General features: G+C 50.9%; 20 protein-coding genes and 1 tRNA gene. 3 read left to right on the forward strand and 18 right to left on the reverse strand.

Features of this window, described 5'->3' with window-relative positions:
* Window positions 1-49: 49 nt before the first annotated feature.
* Window positions 50-2542 carry an ABC transporter permease gene (locus ACSV5M_RS07005; protein WP_439174955.1) on the reverse strand — a complete coding sequence of 831 codons (2493 nt, stop codon included), beginning with the start codon at window positions 2540-2542 and terminating at the stop codon, window positions 50-52.
* Window positions 2543-2560: 18 nt separating this feature from the next.
* Window positions 2561-3241, reverse strand: coding sequence for an ABC transporter ATP-binding protein (locus ACSV5M_RS07010; protein WP_439174956.1), 681 nt, complete (start codon window positions 3239-3241; stop codon window positions 2561-2563).
* 158 nt (window positions 3242-3399) lie between these two features.
* Here ACSV5M_RS07010 and ACSV5M_RS07015 point away from each other — a divergent pair, with 158 nt between their 5' ends.
* Window positions 3400-4032 (forward strand): arylesterase, encoded by a 633-nt coding sequence (locus tag ACSV5M_RS07015; RefSeq protein ID WP_439174957.1) that lies wholly within the window; start codon window positions 3400-3402, stop codon window positions 4030-4032.
* On the opposite strand, the gene recJ is transcribed toward ACSV5M_RS07015, so the two are convergent.
* From recJ to ACSV5M_RS07065, 10 genes are all read right to left on the reverse strand, one after another.
* Window positions 4029-5759 (reverse strand): single-stranded-DNA-specific exonuclease RecJ, encoded by a 1731-nt coding sequence (gene recJ / locus ACSV5M_RS07020; RefSeq protein ID WP_439174958.1) that lies wholly within the window; start codon window positions 5757-5759, stop codon window positions 4029-4031. The genes ACSV5M_RS07015 and recJ overlap by 4 nt on opposite strands.
* A 94-nt stretch (window positions 5760-5853) precedes the next feature.
* The gene (gene thrC / locus ACSV5M_RS07025) at window positions 5854-7251 is read right to left on the reverse strand and encodes a threonine synthase (RefSeq protein WP_439174959.1); all 1398 of its coding nucleotides are present in this window, start codon (window positions 7249-7251) and stop codon (window positions 5854-5856) included.
* Between the two features lie 30 nt (window positions 7252-7281).
* A complete protein-coding gene (locus ACSV5M_RS07030) occupies window positions 7282-8586 on the reverse strand; it encodes a homoserine dehydrogenase (RefSeq protein ID WP_439174961.1) in 1305 nt (434 codons plus the stop codon).
* Window positions 8587-8742: 156 nt separating this feature from the next.
* Window positions 8743-9540, reverse strand: a complete 798-nt coding sequence (locus tag ACSV5M_RS07035) for a DsbC family protein (RefSeq protein WP_439174962.1) — start codon at window positions 9538-9540, stop codon at window positions 8743-8745.
* A gap of 62 nt (window positions 9541-9602) precedes the next feature.
* A complete protein-coding gene (gene xerD / locus ACSV5M_RS07040) occupies window positions 9603-10502 on the reverse strand; it encodes a site-specific tyrosine recombinase XerD (protein ID WP_439174965.1) in 900 nt (299 codons plus the stop codon).
* A gap of 168 nt (window positions 10503-10670) precedes the next feature.
* The gene (gene rplS / locus ACSV5M_RS07045; protein ID WP_087466009.1) at window positions 10671-11027 is read right to left on the reverse strand and encodes a 50S ribosomal protein L19; all 357 of its coding nucleotides are present in this window, start codon (window positions 11025-11027) and stop codon (window positions 10671-10673) included.
* Between the two features lie 32 nt (window positions 11028-11059).
* Window positions 11060-11776, reverse strand: a complete 717-nt coding sequence (gene trmD, locus ACSV5M_RS07050; RefSeq protein ID WP_439175244.1) for a tRNA (guanosine(37)-N1)-methyltransferase TrmD — start codon at window positions 11774-11776, stop codon at window positions 11060-11062.
* Between the two features lie 129 nt (window positions 11777-11905).
* Entirely contained in the window at window positions 11906-12448 is a 543-nt protein-coding gene (gene rimM, locus ACSV5M_RS07055) for a ribosome maturation factor RimM (RefSeq protein ID WP_439174966.1), read from the reverse strand.
* A 14-nt stretch (window positions 12449-12462) separates the two neighbouring features.
* Window positions 12463-12711 (reverse strand): 30S ribosomal protein S16, encoded by a 249-nt coding sequence (rpsP, locus tag ACSV5M_RS07060; RefSeq protein WP_439174967.1) that lies wholly within the window; start codon window positions 12709-12711, stop codon window positions 12463-12465.
* 188 nt (window positions 12712-12899) lie between these two features.
* The gene (locus ACSV5M_RS07065) at window positions 12900-14819 is read right to left on the reverse strand and encodes a beta-ketoacyl synthase (RefSeq protein WP_439174969.1); all 1920 of its coding nucleotides are present in this window, start codon (window positions 14817-14819) and stop codon (window positions 12900-12902) included.
* 129 nt (window positions 14820-14948) lie between these two features.
* Here ACSV5M_RS07065 and ACSV5M_RS07070 point away from each other — a divergent pair, with 129 nt between their 5' ends.
* Window positions 14949-15962 (forward strand): GlxA family transcriptional regulator, encoded by a 1014-nt coding sequence (locus ACSV5M_RS07070; protein ID WP_439174970.1) that lies wholly within the window; start codon window positions 14949-14951, stop codon window positions 15960-15962.
* Between the two features lie 59 nt (window positions 15963-16021).
* On the opposite strand, the gene ACSV5M_RS07075 is transcribed toward ACSV5M_RS07070, so the two are convergent.
* Both ACSV5M_RS07075 and ACSV5M_RS07080 read right to left on the reverse strand, forming a co-directional pair.
* A complete protein-coding gene (locus tag ACSV5M_RS07075; protein WP_439174971.1) occupies window positions 16022-16513 on the reverse strand; it encodes an Hsp20 family protein in 492 nt (163 codons plus the stop codon).
* A gap of 134 nt (window positions 16514-16647) precedes the next feature.
* Window positions 16648-17559 carry a TIGR01777 family oxidoreductase gene (locus tag ACSV5M_RS07080; protein WP_439174972.1) on the reverse strand — a complete coding sequence of 304 codons (912 nt, stop codon included), beginning with the start codon at window positions 17557-17559 and terminating at the stop codon, window positions 16648-16650.
* A 311-nt stretch (window positions 17560-17870) separates the two neighbouring features.
* Here ACSV5M_RS07080 and ACSV5M_RS07085 point away from each other — a divergent pair, with 311 nt between their 5' ends.
* The gene (locus ACSV5M_RS07085) at window positions 17871-18194 is read left to right on the forward strand and encodes an HPF/RaiA family ribosome-associated protein (RefSeq protein WP_439174973.1); all 324 of its coding nucleotides are present in this window, start codon (window positions 17871-17873) and stop codon (window positions 18192-18194) included.
* 90 nt (window positions 18195-18284) lie between these two features.
* Here ACSV5M_RS07085 and ACSV5M_RS07090 read toward each other — a convergent pair whose 3' ends face one another.
* The 4 genes from ACSV5M_RS07090 to ihfA form a co-directional block, all read right to left on the reverse strand.
* A complete protein-coding gene (locus ACSV5M_RS07090; protein ID WP_439174974.1) occupies window positions 18285-19031 on the reverse strand; it encodes a SapC family protein in 747 nt (248 codons plus the stop codon).
* 167 nt (window positions 19032-19198) lie between these two features.
* Window positions 19199-19275 (reverse strand) — tRNA-Pro (locus ACSV5M_RS07095).
* Window positions 19276-19387: 112 nt separating this feature from the next.
* Window positions 19388-19747 carry a MerR family transcriptional regulator gene (locus ACSV5M_RS07100; protein WP_439174977.1) on the reverse strand — a complete coding sequence of 120 codons (360 nt, stop codon included), beginning with the start codon at window positions 19745-19747 and terminating at the stop codon, window positions 19388-19390.
* The gene (gene ihfA, locus ACSV5M_RS07105) at window positions 19728-20036 is read right to left on the reverse strand and encodes an integration host factor subunit alpha (protein ID WP_087466020.1); all 309 of its coding nucleotides are present in this window, start codon (window positions 20034-20036) and stop codon (window positions 19728-19730) included. The genes ACSV5M_RS07100 and ihfA overlap by 20 nt, the downstream gene beginning before the upstream one ends.
* Window positions 20037-20039: the final 3 nt, after the last annotated feature.

A 20039-nucleotide genomic window follows, 5' to 3' on the forward strand; every position in this document is an offset into this window, starting at 1 on the left:
CCGGCAGATGAGCCGGGCTTCATTAGCTTAGCAGAATCGCGAAAAGAATCTAACCGGCTTCACGCAACACAACCGCTGGCGGTGTATTTACAACGGAGCGGCAGCTTAGCGCGCCGAGCGCACCAACAAACAGTGCGCCGGCGAGCGGGCCGACAAGCCAGAAAATATAATGCGGACGAATGGGAGTTTCGAGCACCCAATACTGCAAGCTGATTAATAAAATTTCCGCACCGATCACCGCAATAATCCCGGATAACAGGCCAAGTACAGAGAACTCCGCCCACACGCTGCCGATCATCAGGCGTCGCGGACTGCCTAAGGCCCGTAGCAAACCGGATTCCTGTTTGCGACTATCAATGCTGCTGGTCACGGCGGCGATCAACACCAGGCATCCGCCCGCCAGCGTCAACCACAACACCAGTAACACACCATTGCTGACTTGCGTCACGATGGTCCTGATTTGATCGATAATACGATCCAGTTCGATCACCAGCATGGTCGGGTAACGACGCAATAAGTCATTGATAAAGGATTTTTGTTCAACAGGTAAATAGAGGCTGGTGATATAGGTCGGCGAATAGTTATCCAGCGCACCGGGTTCAAAGATAAAAAAGAAATTCGGTTTCATTGAGCGCCAGTCCAGACTGCGGAAACTGGCAATTTGTGCCTCCAGAATCAATCCGCCGAGGGAAAACGTCAGCTTGTCACCAATAGACAAACCCGCCTCTTCCGCCAGTTCTATCTCAACGGATACGCCCGGCACACCCTCTTCGCTGCGCTGCCAGCTATCCCACCATTTGCCTGCGACGATGCGGTTGTCTTCTGCCAGTGTATCCGTCCAGGTCAAGTTGGCTTCGCGATTAAATACACCGTTGGCGGAGCGTTGTTCTTCCGTTGGCTCGCTGCCGTTAATCCCCGTCAGCCGACCGCGCACCATGGGATAAAGCTGCTCCCGCTCAAGCTGCTTTTCATCCAGCATTTGCTGCACAGCTTCAACGTCATGGGGAGGAATGTTCACCAGGAAATGGTTGGGGGCATCTTCGGGCAATTGTAATTGCCATTCGTCGATCAACGAGGTGCGTACAATGGTCAAGGTCAGCAATAACATGATCGCGGTAGCAAAAACCACAATTTGCACCAGCGTTTGTTCACGACGACGCTGAAGATTCGCCAGGGCCAAACGCCAGACGCTGCCAGAATTGGTCGCAATATGGCGACTGAGTTTCAGTAAACCCAAGGCTAATCCGGCAGTGATCACTAACACACCAGACAGCGCGCCAATCACGCTTACCGCCAAGGTCAAATCCTGACTGAACAGCACAATCAACAGCAGTACGGCTAAAAAAGCCAACCCGATCTGAACCCATAAGTGTGTGGCGTTTACGCCCAATTCCCGCCGCAATATTTTTAACGGCGGCACACCGGGCAAAAACCACAACGAAGGTAATGCAAAAAAGATCAAACAAATAAGCCCGCTAGCAAAACTTATCGCATAAGGATAAATACTGGCCGCGCCCAGAGTAACCTGATATACCTGCTGTAAACTTTCTGCAACGACGCGTTGGATGACTTCACCAATTAACAATCCGGCCACTGATGCCGCCACTGCCAATAAGGACAGTTGCACCAAATATAATTGACGAATCCGTTGCGCGCTAACACCAAAACTTTTCATAAGCGCAACCTGGTCAACGTGACGCGAAGAAAATTGTCGCGCGGCCAGTGCAATAGCAACGCCAGCCAATAAAACACCGATTACCGCAGCCAACAACAAGAAGCTCCTGCCAGTTTCCAGGGTACGACCAAGACCGCGCTGGCCGGATTCCACATCCACCAGGCGTTCGTGTTTGCTCAGTTGTGGTTCGAGCCATTCGGCAAACGATTCCAGCGCATTATTGTTGGCAGCTAGCAACCATTGGTACTGCACACGACTACCCGGTTGGACCACCTGCGTCCGTTCGAGATCAGCCATGTTCATCAGCACTCGTGCCCCCATAAAGCTGAAAGGACTCGCGCTGTCCGGCTCGCGAATGATGACCTGGGTTACTGTCAAATCATATTCACCCACCGCCAGGGAGTCGCCCAGTTCAATGTGCAATAACGGCAGCAAACGCGAATCAACCCAGACCTCTCCAGAGGCGGGAATACCTGTTGCCGTTTCAATTTGTTCCGCCTGACTGGCGAAAGGAATGCGGCTGATATCGAGTTGACCGCGCAAGGGATAGCCGTCGGTCACCGCTTTTACGGAGGCGAGATGCATGTGATCGCCAGCGTAAACCATGGATGAAAATAATACGGCGGTTGTTTGTTCTATGCCCTCTTCGGCGGCCAAGGCAGACCACTCAGGGTTATGAGGCTGGGAGCCGCGCACAATTAAATCCGCGCCCAGCAACATATTGCTCTCTTGTACCAGCGTGCGCTCAAGGCGATCAGTAAAGATTGCAATACCACTGACGACCGCCACAGCCAGCATCAACGCTGCAGCCAATAGCTTGACCTCTCCGCTACGCCAGTTCCGCCACAATAATCGTAATGCCAACATAAGTCGTTATCCTTTCATTTATTCGGCAGTTACAATTTCGCCTGATGCCAATTCAATCCGCCGTTGACAACGCGCGGCAAGACGATCTTCATGGGTAATTAAAATCAAGGTGGTTCCCTGTTCGCGATTTAATTCAAACAACAAATCAATGATGCGTGCACCGGTCGTACTATCCAGATTACCCGTTGGTTCATCGGCAAATAAAATCCGCGGTTGGCTGGCAAATGCGCGAGCAATGGCTACACGTTGTTGTTCCCCACCAGAAAGCTGTTGCGGATAATGATGCAATCGTTCTCCAAGCCCTACTCGCTTTAAAAAATCCACGGCGAGCGAACGCGCCTGTTTTACACCGTGCAATTCCAACGGAAGAATGACATTTTCAACCGCCGTTAAGCCCGGCAGTAATTGAAACGATTGGAAGATAAAACCAATATTTTCCGCACGCACTTTTGCCCTGCCCTCTTCATCGAGGGCGGTGAGTATATGGCCGTTCAAGATGACCTCGCCGCTGGTGGGCAAATCGAGACCCGCGAGTATACCGAGCAATGTCGACTTGCCAGAACCGGATGCACCAACAATCGCTACGCTCTCACCCGCCGTTACCTTAAGTGAAATGTGATTTAGAATCGTCAAGGCACCTTCAAAGGTTGTGACGGTCTTATCAATGGATTTTGCTTCAACCATAACGGCTGGTGTCATAAGTTATGTCCTTAAGGCGAAAAATAGGTGCACTACAAAGAATAGTCTTAAGTAAACTCAGTAGAGTCAAAACAGTTGACAATTCTTTACGGTATTCTATGTCATCATCAATATCATCAATTGCACACTTTAAAATTTGATTAATGCAGGGATTACTTATGTTCGTTGCAAATCCATTTCGTTCGCTGGCGCTGGTCATGTTGCTGGCATTCAGTCCCTTGTTATTTGCCGATGAAAGAGCTCGCATACTCGTATTGGGCGACAGCTTGAGTGCAGGTTATGGCATTGAATTGGAAGAAAGTTGGGTAAGCCTGCTGGCTGAACGCTTGGCAGATGATTATGCGTACCAGGTTATCAATGCCAGCGTCAGTGGCGAAACCAGCGGCGGCGGGCTTGCACGTTTACCCGCACTCTTGAAAGAACACCAGCCCGCGCTGCTGATCCTGGAATTGGGAGGTAACGACGGATTGCGCGGTCACCCGCTGAATATCATGCAGCAGCAACTGGAATCTATCATTCAGCAAAGCCAGAACGCGGGCGCTGAGGTTTTGCTCCTGGGCATGCAGATACCACCTAATTACGGCCAACGCTATACCGAACGCTTTCACCAGGTTTATACGCAGCTCGCCAAACAATATGAACTCGCCTACGTACCTTTTTTCCTTGAGGGTATCGCCATTAACCGTGATCTGATGCAACGCGACGGTATTCACCCAACGGCAGAAGCACAATCGGTCATGCTCGATAATGTGTGGGTGGGTCTTGAACCTCTGCTGAAGAAAGAAAACTAGAAAGCCTCCAGATACTCCACCATCAACTGCACACTTTGCTTACCGCGAAATTCATTAATATCCAGTCGATAGGCCAGTCGCACGCGATTGGCCCGCGCGTTGGGCCAGCGCTCCACGTCAACATTAAACGCGATGGCATCCAGCAGTTGTTTTCCCTCGGCATCGTGAGATAGCACCATCTTTAAATGTTTTTCGCCCACAATGCGCTGCTGCAACAAATAAAATTCACCATCGAATAACGGCTCAGGAAAGTGTTGCCCCCACGGCCCGGCTTCGCGCAACTGCGCTGCAATAACCAGAGTGAAATCCTCCGGTGATAATTCACCGTCGCTCACCAGAACGGCCTTAAGATCATCCTCTGTTAACTGCCGACGCACTTCTTCATCAAACGCCTGGGCAAAGGCTGCTAAATCTGTCCGCGCCAGACTCATGCCCGCCGCCATTGCGTGACCACCAAATTTTTTTAACAACGCGGGGTGCCGCGCTGCAACGGCGTCCAGGGCATCCCGAATATGTAAACCGGGAATGGAACGCGCCGAGCCCTTGATTTGGCCGTCACCAGCATCAGCAAACACGATCACCGGACGGTGGTATCGATCCTTGATGCGCGACGCGAGGATACCAATAACACCCTGGTGCCAATGCTCATCAAACAAACACACCCCCCAGGGAAGCGAATCGGAATCCTCAACCAATACGTTTTGCAGCATTTGCAATGCTTCCTGCTGCATGCCACTTTCAATGGCTTTTCGGTCGCGGTTCAGCTCATCCAGGGCTACCGCCATTTCGCGAGCCAGGGATGGACTTTCGCACAATAGACATTGAATGCCCAGTGACATATCGTCCAGCCGCCCCGCCGCATTCAAACGCGGACCGACAATAAATCCGAGATCGCTCGCCACCAGTTTTTGCGGCGTTCTTCCGGCAACGTCCAATAGAGCCAGGATACCGGGACGCGCAACGCCGGCGCGCATGCGCTGTAACCCTTGCGCAACAAGGATGCGATTGTTGTGATCCAGGGGCACCACATCGGCAACCGTACCCAAAGCAACCAGATCCAGAAAGCTGGCCATGTTCGGCTCTGGAATACCACTCTCCGCAAACCAGCCGAGCTGGCGTAGTTCAGCGCGCAATGCATTCATCACATAAAAAATCACGCCGACACCGGCAAGATTTTTACTGGGAAACGGGCAGCCTGGTTGGTTGGGATTAACGATTGCATCGGCGTCGGGCAACTCGCTACCAGGCAAGTGGTGATCTGTCACAATAACCGCAATGCCCAGTTCCCGCGCCGCCTGAACACCTTCAATACTGGAGATGCCATTATCCACTGTGATGATCAAATCAGGCTGTTGCGCAGCAGCAACAGCGACGATTTCGGGAGTCAGGCCATAACCATATTCAAATCGATTGGGTACGAGAAAATCCACCGAGGATAATCCCATCGCGCGCAATGCCAATACCGCAAGGGCGCAACTGGTTGCACCATCTGCGTCGAAATCGCCCACAATCATAATTCTGGCTTGAGCCACCACCGCATCGGCCAGCAAATTAACGGCTTCCGGCAAACCTTTAAAGGTGGGCTTTTGCAGCAACGTTAAATGGTGTTGTAATTCTTCATCCTGCTTAACACCCCGCGCACCATAAACCCGCTGCAGCAATCCAGGCAGTTGACTGTTAAATGTAGGTGATACGATAGCGTCGCGACGACGAATCACTTTTTGCATGAAAAAAATCCGCTAACAATTTTCGATAACAATAAAAACAAAACGCTGCTTCAGTGGCCCAAAGCAGCGTTCACGGGTTGCGTTGCAAGAGGGATCAGCGACGCAAATTTTCAGCCATAAATTGCTGCACTTTTTCCAGGTCTTGTGGCAATACGGTATAACGCTCTTCGCGCTCAAACAGATCAGCCATGTGATGCGGCAAATGGGGATCGGCGGCCTGCCCGGCCTTGCGGACGGCTTCCGGGAATTTGGCCGGGTGTGCCGTAGCCAGGCAAATCATCGGAATATCCTGGCGGCGACGTGTTTGTCGCGCGGCTTCAACACCGATAGCCGTGTGTGGGTCCAACAAGTATTCGCAGTGATCGAACACCTCGCTGATCACCTTGATGGTTGTATCATCGTCTACGCGGTAACTGCTGAACAACTCACGTGCACGCCCCAGAGCCGTTTCGCTCAGCGTCATTTCACCGGATTTAAAATTATCCATCAATTGGCGAATGGCATTGCCGTCGCGGTCGTACAAATCAAACAGCATGCGCTCAAAGTTGCTTGATACCATGATGTCCATACTGGGCGACAAGGTATGTTCCAACTGGTGTTTGCTGTGATCATTGCTGCTGATACAACGGTGCAAGATATCATTGCTGTTCGTCGCAATTACTAACTGGTCGATCGGTAAACCCATACGCTTGGCAAGATAACCGGCAAAGATATCACCGAAATTTCCGGTCGGTACGGAGAAAGACACCGGGCGGTGCGGCGCACCCAAAGCGATGGCGGCGTAAAAATAATAAACGATCTGGGCCATGATCCGCGCCCAATTAATGGAATTAACCGCAACGAGTTGGCGACCTTCAGGCAGGAACGACTGGTTACCGAAACTGGCTTTCACCATGTTCTGGCAATCATCAAAATTTCCTTCGAGGGCGATATTATGAACGTTGGCTTCCAACACAGTGGTCATCTGCCGACGCTGCACATTGGACACGCGATTGTGCGGATGCAGGATAAAGATGTCGATGTTATCGCAACGCCGACAGCCTTCAATTGCCGCAGACCCGGTATCACCGGATGTCGCGCCCATCACGACTACTTTCTGGTTACGCTTTTTCAGCAAATGATCTAACAAATGACCAAGGAATTGCAGCGCAAAATCTTTGAATGCCAGCGTTGGGCCCTGGAATAACTCCAACACCCACTCGTTGTGACCGGTTTGCACCAAGGGTGCGATGGCATCATGACGGAAGACGTCATATGACGATGCAATGATGTGTTTCAGCTCATCATCTGACAAGGCACCTGCCACGAACGGGTTGATGACCTTGAACGCCAGCTCCTGGTAAGACAAACCAGCCCAAGAGGCAATTTCCTCAGCAGAAAATGTCGGCAGGCTCTCCGGAACATAGAGGCCGCCATCCGGCGCCAGGCCGGTAAGAACCACTTCTTCAAATGTCAGTGCCGGTGCCTGACCGCGAGTACTGATATATTTCACGCTAATAACCTGTGCTAAAAAATTGATAAATTATTTTAAGGATTCCATACGGATGCGCGTGACCGGCGCGGTGATTGAATCCAGGGTTTCAATCGTGGTGATCGCTGCCACTATATGTTTTTCGAGTGCGCGATTGGTCAATAAGATCAGGGGTACAGTCTCCTCGTCATCTTTGGCTTCTTTTTGAATTAACGCCTCGATACTGATGCCGGAGTCACTGAGGATTTGCGCCACTTTTGATAGCACACCCGGCTTATCAAGTGCCTGCATTCGCAAGTAGTAAGCCGTTTCCACCTCTTCAATAGGCAGTATGGCTTTATCGCGCAGATTTTCCTGTTGGAAACCGAGGTAAGGAACGCGGTGTTCAGGATCTGCAGTCAAGGTTCTTGCTACATCCACGATATCGGCAATCACGGACGAGGCGGTAGGCTCCGCACCCGCACCCGCGCCGTAATAAAGCGTCGGGCCAACAGCATCACCCTTGACGACAATCGCATTCATCACACCATCGACGTTGGCAATTAAACGCTTCTCAGGAATTAACGTCGGGTGAACACGCAACTCAATTCCGTTGGGGCTGCGGCGCGCAATACCCAAATGTTTGATGCGATATCCCAGCTCTTCTGCATAGGTCACATCCTGTGGGGACACGCGAGTAATACCTTCGGTAAAGACTTTATCGAATTGCAAGGGAATGCCAAACGCCAGCGAAGCGAGAATCACCAGTTTATGGGCCGCATCAATCCCCTCGACGTCAAATGTAGGGTCGGCTTCTGCATAACCCAGCGCCTGGGCTTCTTTTAATACATCTTCAAAGGCGCGGCCTTTGTCACGCATCTCTGTGAGGATAAAGTTGCCGGTTCCGTTGATGATACCTGCCAGCCATTCGATTTTATTTGCCGACAAGCCTTCACGGATCGCTTTAATAATCGGAATACCACCGGCCACGGCGGCTTCAAATGCAACGGTGACACCCTTGGCATTGGCAGCGGCGAAGATTTCATTGCCGTGATGGGCAATCAGCGCTTTATTTGCAGTAATAACGTGCTTGCCGTTAGCAATCGCACGCAGCACCAGATCCTTCGCCACGGTAGTGCCACCGATCAGCTCAACCAGAATATCAATTTCGGGATTATCCGCTACCGCGAAGATATCACGGGTGACATTAAACGAAGCGGTATCGCAATTAGGGTTATCACGGCGGGCGGCAATCTGGGTAATCGTAATATCACAACCGGCTCTGGCATTAATAACGCGCCCATTGCGCGTCAATACATTAACGGTGCCACTGCCTACGGTCCCAAGACCGCAGATACCTATTTTGACCGGTTTCAAGATGGTGTCCCCTGCGAATAGAAATTGAACAGAAATGCGCTCAACTGAGCAAAAGACGGCAACCTTACTGAGCTGTATCGAGAGTGTCAATCAGCCAATGGAAATCTCCCGCTTCGCCTGGTAGCAAAGCGGGAGAAGCATGCAAAGCGGGATTAATTAAATACCCAGAGCCTGAGCCATTTGTTCCGGCGGCATATAACCGGGCATCAGCCGACCGTCAGGAAACCATACTGCGGGGGTACCGTTGACACCGATCTCGCCACCCAGTTTGAAATCCGCTGCCACGGGGTTTTTGTCACATTTCGCCGGCGGCACTTGCTGATCATTCTTCAATGCAGTCAGCACACCCTGCTGGTCTTTGGAGCACCAGGCGGTAATCAGCTTATCTGCCGATGCGCTGGGAATACCGGCACGTGGATAAGCCAGGTAGCGGATCTCTATTCCCAGGTCATTGTAACCGGGCTTCTTCTGCCCTTGGTCTTCATAGGCATGGATTTGCTTGTGCAGCAGCCGACAGTAACCGCAATCGATGTCGGTGAAGACATAGACCACTGCCTTGGTCTTCTGTTTGGGTTTGAAGATGATGGTATCTTTCGGATCAATCTTGGCCAGCAAACGCTTACGCTCTTCCACCACATAGGGATCTTCAAAACGAGAAAAGCCGTTTGCATCGATAGAAAAGATTTCGCCGGCAATAAATTTGTCACCTTCAGGGGTAACGTACAGTGTGGGACCACCCGTCACCTGCACTTGATACAAGCCTTTAACAGGTGCCGGCCGGGGCTCACCAAATTGAATCTCGGGGCGCGCCTGTTTTAAACGCTCACTGATAATTTTTTCAGGCGATTTACGTGAAAGCATACCAGCATCACCGGCCTCTTCAGCCATGGACAACACCGGGACAGACAACAAAGCCCCTGCGCTTAACAGGCCGATAATCGTTTTTCTAATCATAATCATGTCCTAATTGCGGCTAAAAAATATAAAGTTTGCCAATTGTAACGTCTTGTTTATTGTTAACCCCGAGGATGATGCTCGGCGTGCTGAGCTTTCATCCGGGTGCGCGCCACATGGGTGTATATCTGGGTCGTCGACAAATCACTATGCCCCAACAACAGCTGCACCACCCGCAAATCTGCTCCGTGATTCAACAGATGGGTGGCGAAGGCATGGCGCAACGTGTGTGGCGACAAGGGTTTATCAATGCCCGCCACCTGTGCCCAATACTTGATGCGATGCCAGAAAGTCTGGCGAGTCATCGGCTGTGCACGCGTACTGGGGAAGACTATCTCATCCGGGCAATTATGCAACAACACAGGTCTCGCTTCACGCAAATAGCGAACCAACCAGGCCGCCGCTTCTTCCCCCATCGGAATTAACCTCTCCTTGCTACCCTTGCCCATCACTCTCACTACGTTCTGGCGCAAATTGATCTGGGACATCTGCAGACTCACCAGTTCGGTTACCCGCAAACCACAGGCGTATAACACTTCCAGCATGGTGCGATCACGCAGTCCGACCGGGTCGTCCAATACCGGCGCGGCCAATAAACTCTCTACATCTGCCTCGGTCAGGGATTTGGGTAAGGCGCGGGGTAACTTGGGGTTTTCCACTAACGCCAGGGGATTTTCTGCAATCGCACCCTCACGCAACTGGAAACGGTAAAAACCACGCACACAGGACAAAAACCTGGCCGTCGAGCGGCTGGAAATTTTTTGCTCATGGCGATAGGCCAGATAATGTAACAGGGTTTGCGCATCAGCCTTCAGAAGCTGTATTTCGTTTTTATGTAACCACTGCGCAAAAGCTGTCAAATCCGCGCGATAGGATTCCAGCGTATTCTGGCTTAAACCTTTCTCCATCCAGATCGAGTCGAGATAGCGTTCAAGTAATAAAGAATCTTCATTCGATAACATCAGGGACCTTATCAATCAGTGACAACCCTGCCTGAGGGATAGCGGCCCTATTATTGCCAGCAGATAGGACAAACAACAACTGGATAAATTCAACCTGGGCACATAATGAAAAGGCCGAAGCAGTTTCCCACTCCGGCCTCTTCGTTATCAGGCGATATCCAGTAAGGATTACACCAGCTTCTCTTTAATACGAGCAGCTTTACCAGTGAGGTCGCGCAAGTAATACAACTTGGCTTGACGCACATCACCGCGACGCTTCAGAGCCACGCTCTCTACTTGCGGACTGTGGGTCTGGAAGGTCCGCTCTACACCAACACCGTGGGAGATCTTACGCACGGTAAAGGCAGAGTTCAGGCCGCGATTGCGCTTGGCAATAACGACACCTTCAAATGCCTGCAAACGCTCACGGTTACCTTCGATAACTTTTACCTGAACAACAACGGTGTCACCGGGAGAAAATTCGGTGACTTCTTTTTTCAGTTGTTCGTTTTCCAACGCCTGGATAATGGGATTTTTACTACTCATTGCTTTGCTCCTGAGGGTCTGTAGCTTCACAGCTAGAGTTTGTCGTTTTCAAGGTCTCGACGAAAGTCCGTCAGCAGCGCCTGCTGCTCCTCGGTTAATGTTATTGCCTGTAATAAATCTGGCCGTTTAAGCCAGGTTCGCCCCAGCGCCTGTTTGAGGCGCCAGCGCCGAATCTGTTCATGGTTGCCAGACAACAATACATCCGGCACCCGCATATCTTCGTAGACTTCCGGACGGGTGTAGTGCGGACAGTCCAGCAAGCCATCGGTAAACGAATCCTGTTCAGCGGATTGAGCGTGATTCAAAGCACCGGGGATTAACCGGGTCACTGCGTCAATCAATACCATGGCTGGCAATTCACCACCGCTGACCACGTAGTCACCGATGGACCATTCCTCATCCACCATCGTCTGAATCAAGCGCTCATCGATCCCTTCATAACGCCCGGCAATCAATACCATGTTGGTGTAATAGGATAATTCCACGACACCCTTTTGATCCAGAGGCCGCCCCTGGGGCGACAGATAGATCGTTTTTGCCGCGTCCCCAGCCCAACGTTTTGCAGCCAGGATGGCGTCGCGCAACGGCTGGACCATCATTACCATTCCGGGACCGCCACCGTAAGGGCGGTCATCCACTGTACTGTGACGGTCCGAGGTAAACTCGCGCGGATTCCAGCACTTGATCGAAACCAACCCCTGCTTTACCGCTCGCGCCGTTATACCGTGACGGGTAATAGCGTCAAACATCTCCGGAAAGAGCGTAATCACCGCAATCTTCAGCGGCGCTGCCACTACCCGATCGGTTGAGCGATCATCCGGGATTGAGGTAGAAGGTTGCTGTTCTGGTTGCACCAAACTACCCTCTTCTCACGCTTGCTAAAATTCCGGGTCCCAATCTACCCGCATTTCCCCCGCAGCCAGATCTATCGCAAGGACAAATTGGTCAGGCACATAAGGGATCAATCGTTCACGTTGATCAATGCTTTGATCATCCGGTGCGACGACCAGAACGTCGTTTGCGCCGGTCTCCATCAATTTGGCTACACGCCCCAGTCGCTGGGCTTCACCATTAAATATTGTGATGACTGACAGCCCTTCCAATTGACTCCAGTAATACTCACCTTCGTCAAGGTCCGGCAGAAGATCGCGCTTAACGGCGATATCCACACTGGTGAGCGAGGCTGCCTGATCGCGATCATCAATACCTTTGATGTGCGCTACAAAGCCTTTGCCGTGAGGCCTGGCCTCATCGACTTCGACCTGCTTCACCCCATGCGCCGTCTTTAGCCACCAAGGGTTATAGGCAAATACATCCTCGGCAATTTCGGTGTAAGAGTGGATCTTTACCCACCCTTTCACGCCATAAACCGCTGTAATGCGCCCAATATTAACCAAATCCAATGATTTAACGGCACTCATCGGGCGCAAGCTGCTTAGGCGGCCTTTTTGCTGTCTTTGATCAATTGCGCTACGCGCTCGCTCATTTGCGCGCCTTGACCGATCCAGTGCTCAAGACGGTCGGTGTTAACACGCAGACGCTCTTCCTGACCACGGGCAACGGGGTTGAAGAAGCCCACGCGCTCGATAAAACGACCATTACGGGCGCTACGGCTGTTAGTGACAGTCAGGTGATAAAACGGACGTGCTTTGGAACCGCCGCGAGACAGACGAATAGTTACCATTGAGGTTTTCTTCCTGTTTAGAAAAATATCAGTACCGATCAAGGCGGTACCCTGGTTAAAAATCGTTACGCGCACATGAGTGCTGCGAAAGGCGCGGTATTCTAAGGGAAAGGATAAGGTTTGTATAGCCTGAGGATTAACCACCACGGCTAGCCTGAAAGCTAGCCGCAGTGACTAACAACCTGTTGTTAAACCATATCGTCGAAACGGTTGGTGAATCTGAGATCAATGGGTTGCGCAAAGCCCGGGAGCGTCACCGAGGTGCTGTCCATGCCGATCTGGCTTTCATCAATCAACCCTTCGCCAAAATGGTATATGGTCTGGAAATGGCCTTTGAGCGCAGCGGCATCGTAAGCTGCTGCGGTGGCGCGCGTTTTCTCGCGCCGCTGCACATATTCGCTGATGCGCTCCGCGCCATAACGGCGACTCAACATTTTTTCCACGACCTGGGGCGCGATCACACCTGCTGTCGCGTTGTTGCCGCCAAAACCTTTGGAATTCAAAAAAATGACATCGAAGGGGGTTTCACGGCGATCCATATCCCTTACAGGAAGCTGCAGTCGCTCAGCAAATACATCGTCCGCCACCTTATCAATCGTCTTGATCCCCGGCACTATGCCATATTTGAAGATTCCCAAGGATGTAATGAGCTGTTCCCCGCTAGCCGGTGAAAGCGAGTGACCAACATAGGCTTTCACTGCCGATACGGGCCAATTCTCGATATCAAACACCTTGGCAACCTGATCAAAAATTTGCGATTCAGTCACCCGATTTTGCGGCGTGCTGGAGCCATGCGCCTGAACCATAGAGCGTTGGCGAATCGCTTCATCACCCACAATTGCCCGCGCCGCCGCGACGGCTTTTGCCATGGTGATGTAGTTACCGGGGCCGGGCGCTGAAATGGACTTTTTAAAGCCATCTGCATTGATAAAGACATCACTGACCGCACCGTGAATATCCGCACCCAGCTCAAGTGCGAGCGCATCATCCATCAGCACAATATATTGGCTTGCTTCCGCAATGGTAAAACCGCAGTTTTCACCAAAGGGACGACTCGTGCGGCGTGGATCGGCGGTGTCGGAGTCGTCGAGCTTTTTCAGCTTGTCTTCACTGGCCAGCGCACCCATGGTGGCATAGCCATCGATAATTTCCGGGGTGATCGGGGCCTCCGCATTACCTACGATGGCCACCCGGCACTTGCCGCTACTGATGTCTTCAACAGCGGCGCGAAGATTGTACAAAAAGGAAGCACAGGCACCAGCGATAGCGCCGGTATGGCCCACGCTTCCGAGAATATAGGCATTGACGAAGTCTGCCGGCATGCTGCTCAAGCCGAGGGGGCATTGCTTGGTGCTAACACGACCGCCTTTCAAGCGGGATTGCAACAATCCGCCGAAGCCATTCTCATCCATCTGGCTCATCACGTTGCTGGCGTACACACCCACTTCGTCCGGCTTGACTGCCTCCATGATCTCCGACCATTCAACGCCCACGGAACGCACTGCATCTGAGGCACCAATAACAGCTAATTGCAGAGCCCGGGGATGGAAATGGGAGTTATACAGTGCACCCGGATCAAACCCGCGCGGCAATTGTCCTGCGGACTTTACCGGCATATCGCGGTAACTATCGAGTTTGACGGCAAGACTGTCCGCCAGTGTCACCCTGACACGACCTGCTTCCAGCTCCTCTATGTCCCATTGCGCAGGAATGGGCTCCGGAAGATCCCTGCGGCTCATCTCAACAACCAGAGGCTGGGTAGCAGCATTGAGAAGCGAACTCTTTTGCCAGTGAACTGCATCCACATCGAAGAAGGTCTTTTCAATGCGGCGAATCAGCGTGCCATCCAGGACGGCGGGACCAAATTCCGCTTCAATCTGGTCAAGGGTCAGTGGCTGATCATTATCGAGACGAATGTACTGGCCCTCAGCTACACCGATCAAACCCATCATCACCGCCAATCCTGCCAGCGTTTCTTGCCGGTCGTTAGCCGGCAAACTCTCAATAACCATCCGCCGATAGGCATGATGAGCTGAGGCGCGCCCGGCCGCATTAAAACCACCGAAGCCGACGATGACAGGTAAACGTGATGGAGAAGGATGAGCCATAGAACACTCCGCAACAGCAATCGAATAAACGCCAGAATGGGAGCAAAGTGTATTAACAATAAGTGACAAGTGTTATTGTTGATTCAGCCAATATCTGTGTTAATTTGGCCACATTACGAGAATCACGCCATGAACCCACCAAGCTCCCAAGCCACGCAGATCACTTTTCTGCTATGCGAGAATATGTTGGCTACCAGTAGCACGCTTCCGATGGAGATGTTATTGGCAGCTGAGAGCGCATCACACGGGGCTCAACGCTCCTCGAATCCACACCTCAAACTGCGTACCGCAGCTCTGTATGCAGAGGCAGTGACAACCCGCTCCGGATTTACCTGGCAGCCCGATTGCTCACTGGAGCAAGCGGCCCACAACGACATTATTTATCTACCTGGATTGTGGCGTAACCCTCGCCCCCTCATCCGGCGTAGCGGATATCTGCTTGATTGGCTGCGCGAACAGTACCAGAACGGTGCCCTGATAAGTGCCGTAGGCACGGGGTGTTGCTTTCTCGCGGAGGCGGGTTTGCTGGATGGGAAACCCGCCACGACCCACTGGCATTATTTCGACCAGTTCCAGCGGGATTACCCCAAGGTCGACTTAAAACGGCAGTACTTTATCACCCAGGCTGGCAACCTGTATTGCGCAGCCAGCGTCAATTCGTTAGCGGACCTCACCGTGCATTTTATTCACCGCTTACTGGGCAAGACAATAGCAAGCCATGTTGAACGTCATTTTTCCCACGAAATCCGCCGCTCCTACGAGAGCAGCGGTTATTTTGAGCAGGATCACAGCCGCCATCCTGATGAGGAGATCGTCCAGGTACAAATCTGGCTTCAGGACAACTACCATCGCAATATTTCGTTTGAGCAGGTAGCTGACCGCTTCAGTTTAAGTACCAGGACCTTGAACCGACGCTTCAAAACCGCAACCGGTCAAACACCACTGCAGTATCTACAGGAAGTTCGTATCAATACTGCACGGGATTTATTAAAAACCAGCAACCTTTCCATCAATGAAGTGGCCGAAAAAGTGGGGTATCAGGACGCGGGTTATTTCACCGCCCTGTTTAAAAAACAATTAGCCACTACCCCCAAAGAATATCGGGCCACGGTGCGGGCAAAATTATTCAGCAGCGATCATTAGAAACGAAAACGCCGATCTCATTGGACCGGCGTCTCGATTACATAGCCATGAAAGGTGAATTAAGCAGCCGCTGAATCCGATGGTTTGGCCGCAGTTAGTTTTTCCTGCGGTTTGCTGCTGTTAATTTGGTTGCTATTAATCTGAATGGTACGAGGTTTCATAGCCTCGGGAATTTCACGCTGCAAATCAATATGCAATAAACCATTTTCGATCGTTGCCGATTTAACCTGCACATGATCCGCCAGCTGGAAGCGACGTTCGAAACTGCGTGCCGCTATACCCTGATGCAAATAGGTTCTGGGTTTTTCTTCGGTTGGTTTGCTAGCTGAAACCGTCAGATTATTTTGGTTAACCTCGATATTCAATTCAGCCTGATTAAAACCCGCCACGGCCATGGTAATGCGGTATTGGTCTTCGCCGGTCAATTCAATATTGTAGGGTGGGTAACTGGGTTGAGCTTGCTCAGTACGACTTAAACTATCAAGCAGGTTAGCCATGCGATCAAAACCGATGGCGGTACGATACAGGGGCGAAAAATCAAAGTTACGCATAAAAATATATCCTCATTTGAGCAATATAAAGATTGGACTTATCAAAAGATCAAGTCAGATAAAGTTTACATCCCTCTTTAAGAGCGGCTGCAAAGACAAGATGAGGATCACCAAACTATTTTCAAGCCTGGCGATTAATTATTTTTAAGAATATTCGTTAACGCCCTGGTCAAGTCGGGATAATCAAATGTAAAACCTTGCTGCTCACTTGCCTGGGGGATCACGCGTTGACTCGCCAACAACAGCTCCTCAGCCATCTCACCGAACAACAAGCGCAACGCCAACGCGGGCATTGGCAACAGTGCTGGCCGGTGCAGCACCCGAGCCAACTGCTGCGCAAAAACTTCATTCCTTACCGGTTGTGGAGCAACACCGTTAACCGGCCCCGTCAGGGTTTGATGTTCCAGGCAAAAAATAATTATCCGTATCAGGTCATCTCTGTGAACCCATGACATCCACTGCTGCCCGTCGCCCAAGCGACCACCCAAGCCCAGCCTGAAAGCGGGCAACATTTTATGTAAGGCACCGCCGCCCGGCCCCAGGACAATACCTGTACGAAGCAGACATACTCGCGAACCCAAGGTTGAAAAGCGCAACGCCTCTGCTTCCCAATCCCGGCATAACATGGCCGCATATCCCTCTCCCGCCGGACTCGCTTCTGTTAATACTTCGTCATGCCGGTGACCATAGATACCGATAGCACTGCCGCTTACCACCACCTCAGGATGTGCATGGCTGGACTGGAAGAAATCCACCAATTGTTTCGTCAACCCAACTCGGCTGGCATAAAATTCATTTTTCCGCGTTTCGTTCCAACGACCATTTGCCAGCGGCTCGCCAGCAAGATTCACCACGTGAGAAAAATCCGCCTCAACGCGTGTTAGCGACGCAATCACCCGAACATCTTTCGGCAACACTTTGGCTGCGCGCTCCGGATTCCTGGAAAGTACAGTGAGGGCATAGCCCCGCGCCGCCAATTGCTTACATAATGGAATCCCGATGAATCCGGTTCCGCCCGTCACTAGCAGTTGCTTATCTTGCGACATGTTTCCTCCGGTCGGCTTAGCTCAAAACTATCATCCAATATTCAATCATAAATTCGTAACTATTTTTAACATCATACGTAGGTATTCAGCGGGTAGCTCTATTTCGACACTTTCGCAAGCCTTATATGACTATTGATGAACAACCGCACATATTCATTTTTCAGATGAAAATGTTCTTATCAAAAAAGGGGTTTTCACCTTGATATTTTCCTGAGAATCATCAATATAGTTAATGAGAGTATACGAAAAACTGTGCTGCCACAGACCGCTTTTCAAGTTCTCGTTCATCGCACCGTTAAGGAGGTTAACGAATGAAACCTGCAGTCGATGTTATTTATCGTGATCTGGATTCATCTGCCGCACTAAACGAAATCATTTCCCGCAAAGTTGAAAAACTTAATCGCTTTACCGATCAAATCATCCACAGCCGTGTTGTCCTGGATACACCCCATAATCACAAGCACAAAGGCAAACAGTATCGCGCCTCTATTGAGCTGGACATTAAAGGCGGTGCCGTAACAGTAGCGCGGGATGACGAATCCATTCATGTAGCAGTACGCGATGCCTTTTTAACGGCCGAGCGAAAAATCAAGCAGATGAATGCCAAGCATCGGGATATTCGGCAAGCACATTAAACTTTATTGCCCATCACTATCCAAGTTGACAACCAACAAAAAAGCCGGAACCTTTCGGTCCCGGCTTTTCGATGAACAGTAAATGTCTTCTTAAGATTTTGTAACCATTTGCCCTGACATTTTATTAATTAAATCATTCAGGTTTGAAAGCGACTGCATGTGGCTATAGATCAACTCCATACCATCTTTCTTGAATAAATCCAGAATGTCTGCGTCACTGATTTTCTTCAGTTTCTCGCGCTTGACCACATAGAAACCCGTCAGGTTCATATTGGCAGCTTGGTTATCCTTGAAGGTGATAGTGGCTTGCATCGGTTCCAACAAATCCAGCTCGTGCAGCTTTCTGCAAAATGCCTTGGTCATTTCCGCGCGGTATTGATAATCTTTAAGGAACTCCACCACTTCTTTGAGATGGGCAGATTGTTCACCATTGTCGTCGAACAATCGCTTACCTTGGCTACCGTCGGGATTGCATGCCTTGCTGTTCTCATCAATGCACAACGTCAAGGTCTCAGCATCTTTTGCTCCCGCCAACACAAACGGATAGCGACGAATAAAAGCGGGAATGTAACGCGCTGAAAATTTTCCATTGGCGTCAATAAATAAATTCTGACCTTCTTTTAAACCCATTACCGCCAGCGGGAGATATTCACCTTCTGTCGCGGTAGCAGAAAAAATAATGGGGTACTCGCCTGCCGCAAAGGGGATTTCAGTCGCCAACAGAGGGGATGAATTCAAATGCGCGGCAAAATCATAGCTGGATACATTAACAGCCCAGGTACGGTGTTTATCGGACAGTGGTTGAATGTTTTCGTAAATCATTAATTGCTTTGACACAAGTATACCTCTTGTTATTTTGAAGAACGCACCTTAACTGAAGAAACAGGAGCGAGACCAAAGAAGGCTTACATAGTAGCACTTTGATCGGAATGTGCCAGTAGCGGAAAAGCAACAGGGATGAAGCGAAGACGATGGAAAACAAGCAGAAAGGATATGCTGAAAAATGGTCGGAACGGCGGGATTTGAACCCACGACCCCCACACCCCCAGTATGGTGCGCTACCTGGCTGCGCTACGCTCCGACGAGACATCAAAACTTGATGTTGCAGCAATGGCTTGGCTTACACCATCAGCTGCGAGGGACCGGCATAATACCGCAATTTATCGAGATTGCAACTGCCGGTGACACGGAAATTATCTGGCCTTCAATACATCCAACAATTGTTCTAACTCCACAATCATTTGAGAAACCAGATGAGTGAATTGATTGGATTCGTTTTGCTGCGAGTCACTGCTCATCTGCAATCGTGCGCCGCCAATCGTGAAACCCTGATCGTATAACAGGGTGCGAATCTGGCGGATGGTCAGTACATCCTGACGTTGGTAATAACGACGATTTCCCCGGCGTTTTACCGGCTTCAACTGGGGAAACTCCTGCTCCCAATAGCGCAGAACATGTGGCTTTACTGCGCATAGCTCGCTGACTTCACCAATCGTAAAGTAGCGCTTACCGGGAATGACCGGCAGTTCGTCGTTATGACTTGGTTCCAGCATATGCTTCTACTCTGGCCTTGAGTTTTTGTCCCGGGCGGAAAGTAACTACCCGACGCGCACTGATCGGGATTTCCTCTCCCGTCTTGGGGTTGCGTCCCGGACGTTGGCTTTTGTCGCGTAGATCGAAATTTCCAAAGCCAGATAACTTTACCTGCTCGTTATTTTCGAGAGCGTGACGAATCTCTTCAAAAAAGAGTTCAACAAGCTCTTTGGCTTCGCGTTTATTGAGGCCGAGATCCTCATACAGCTTCTCGGCCAAGTCTGCTTTCGTCAGAGCACCATCCGGCATATT

Source organism: Cellvibrio sp. ARAG 10.3 (genome assembly GCF_051846955.1).
GTDB lineage: Bacteria > Pseudomonadota > Gammaproteobacteria > Pseudomonadales > Cellvibrionaceae > Cellvibrio.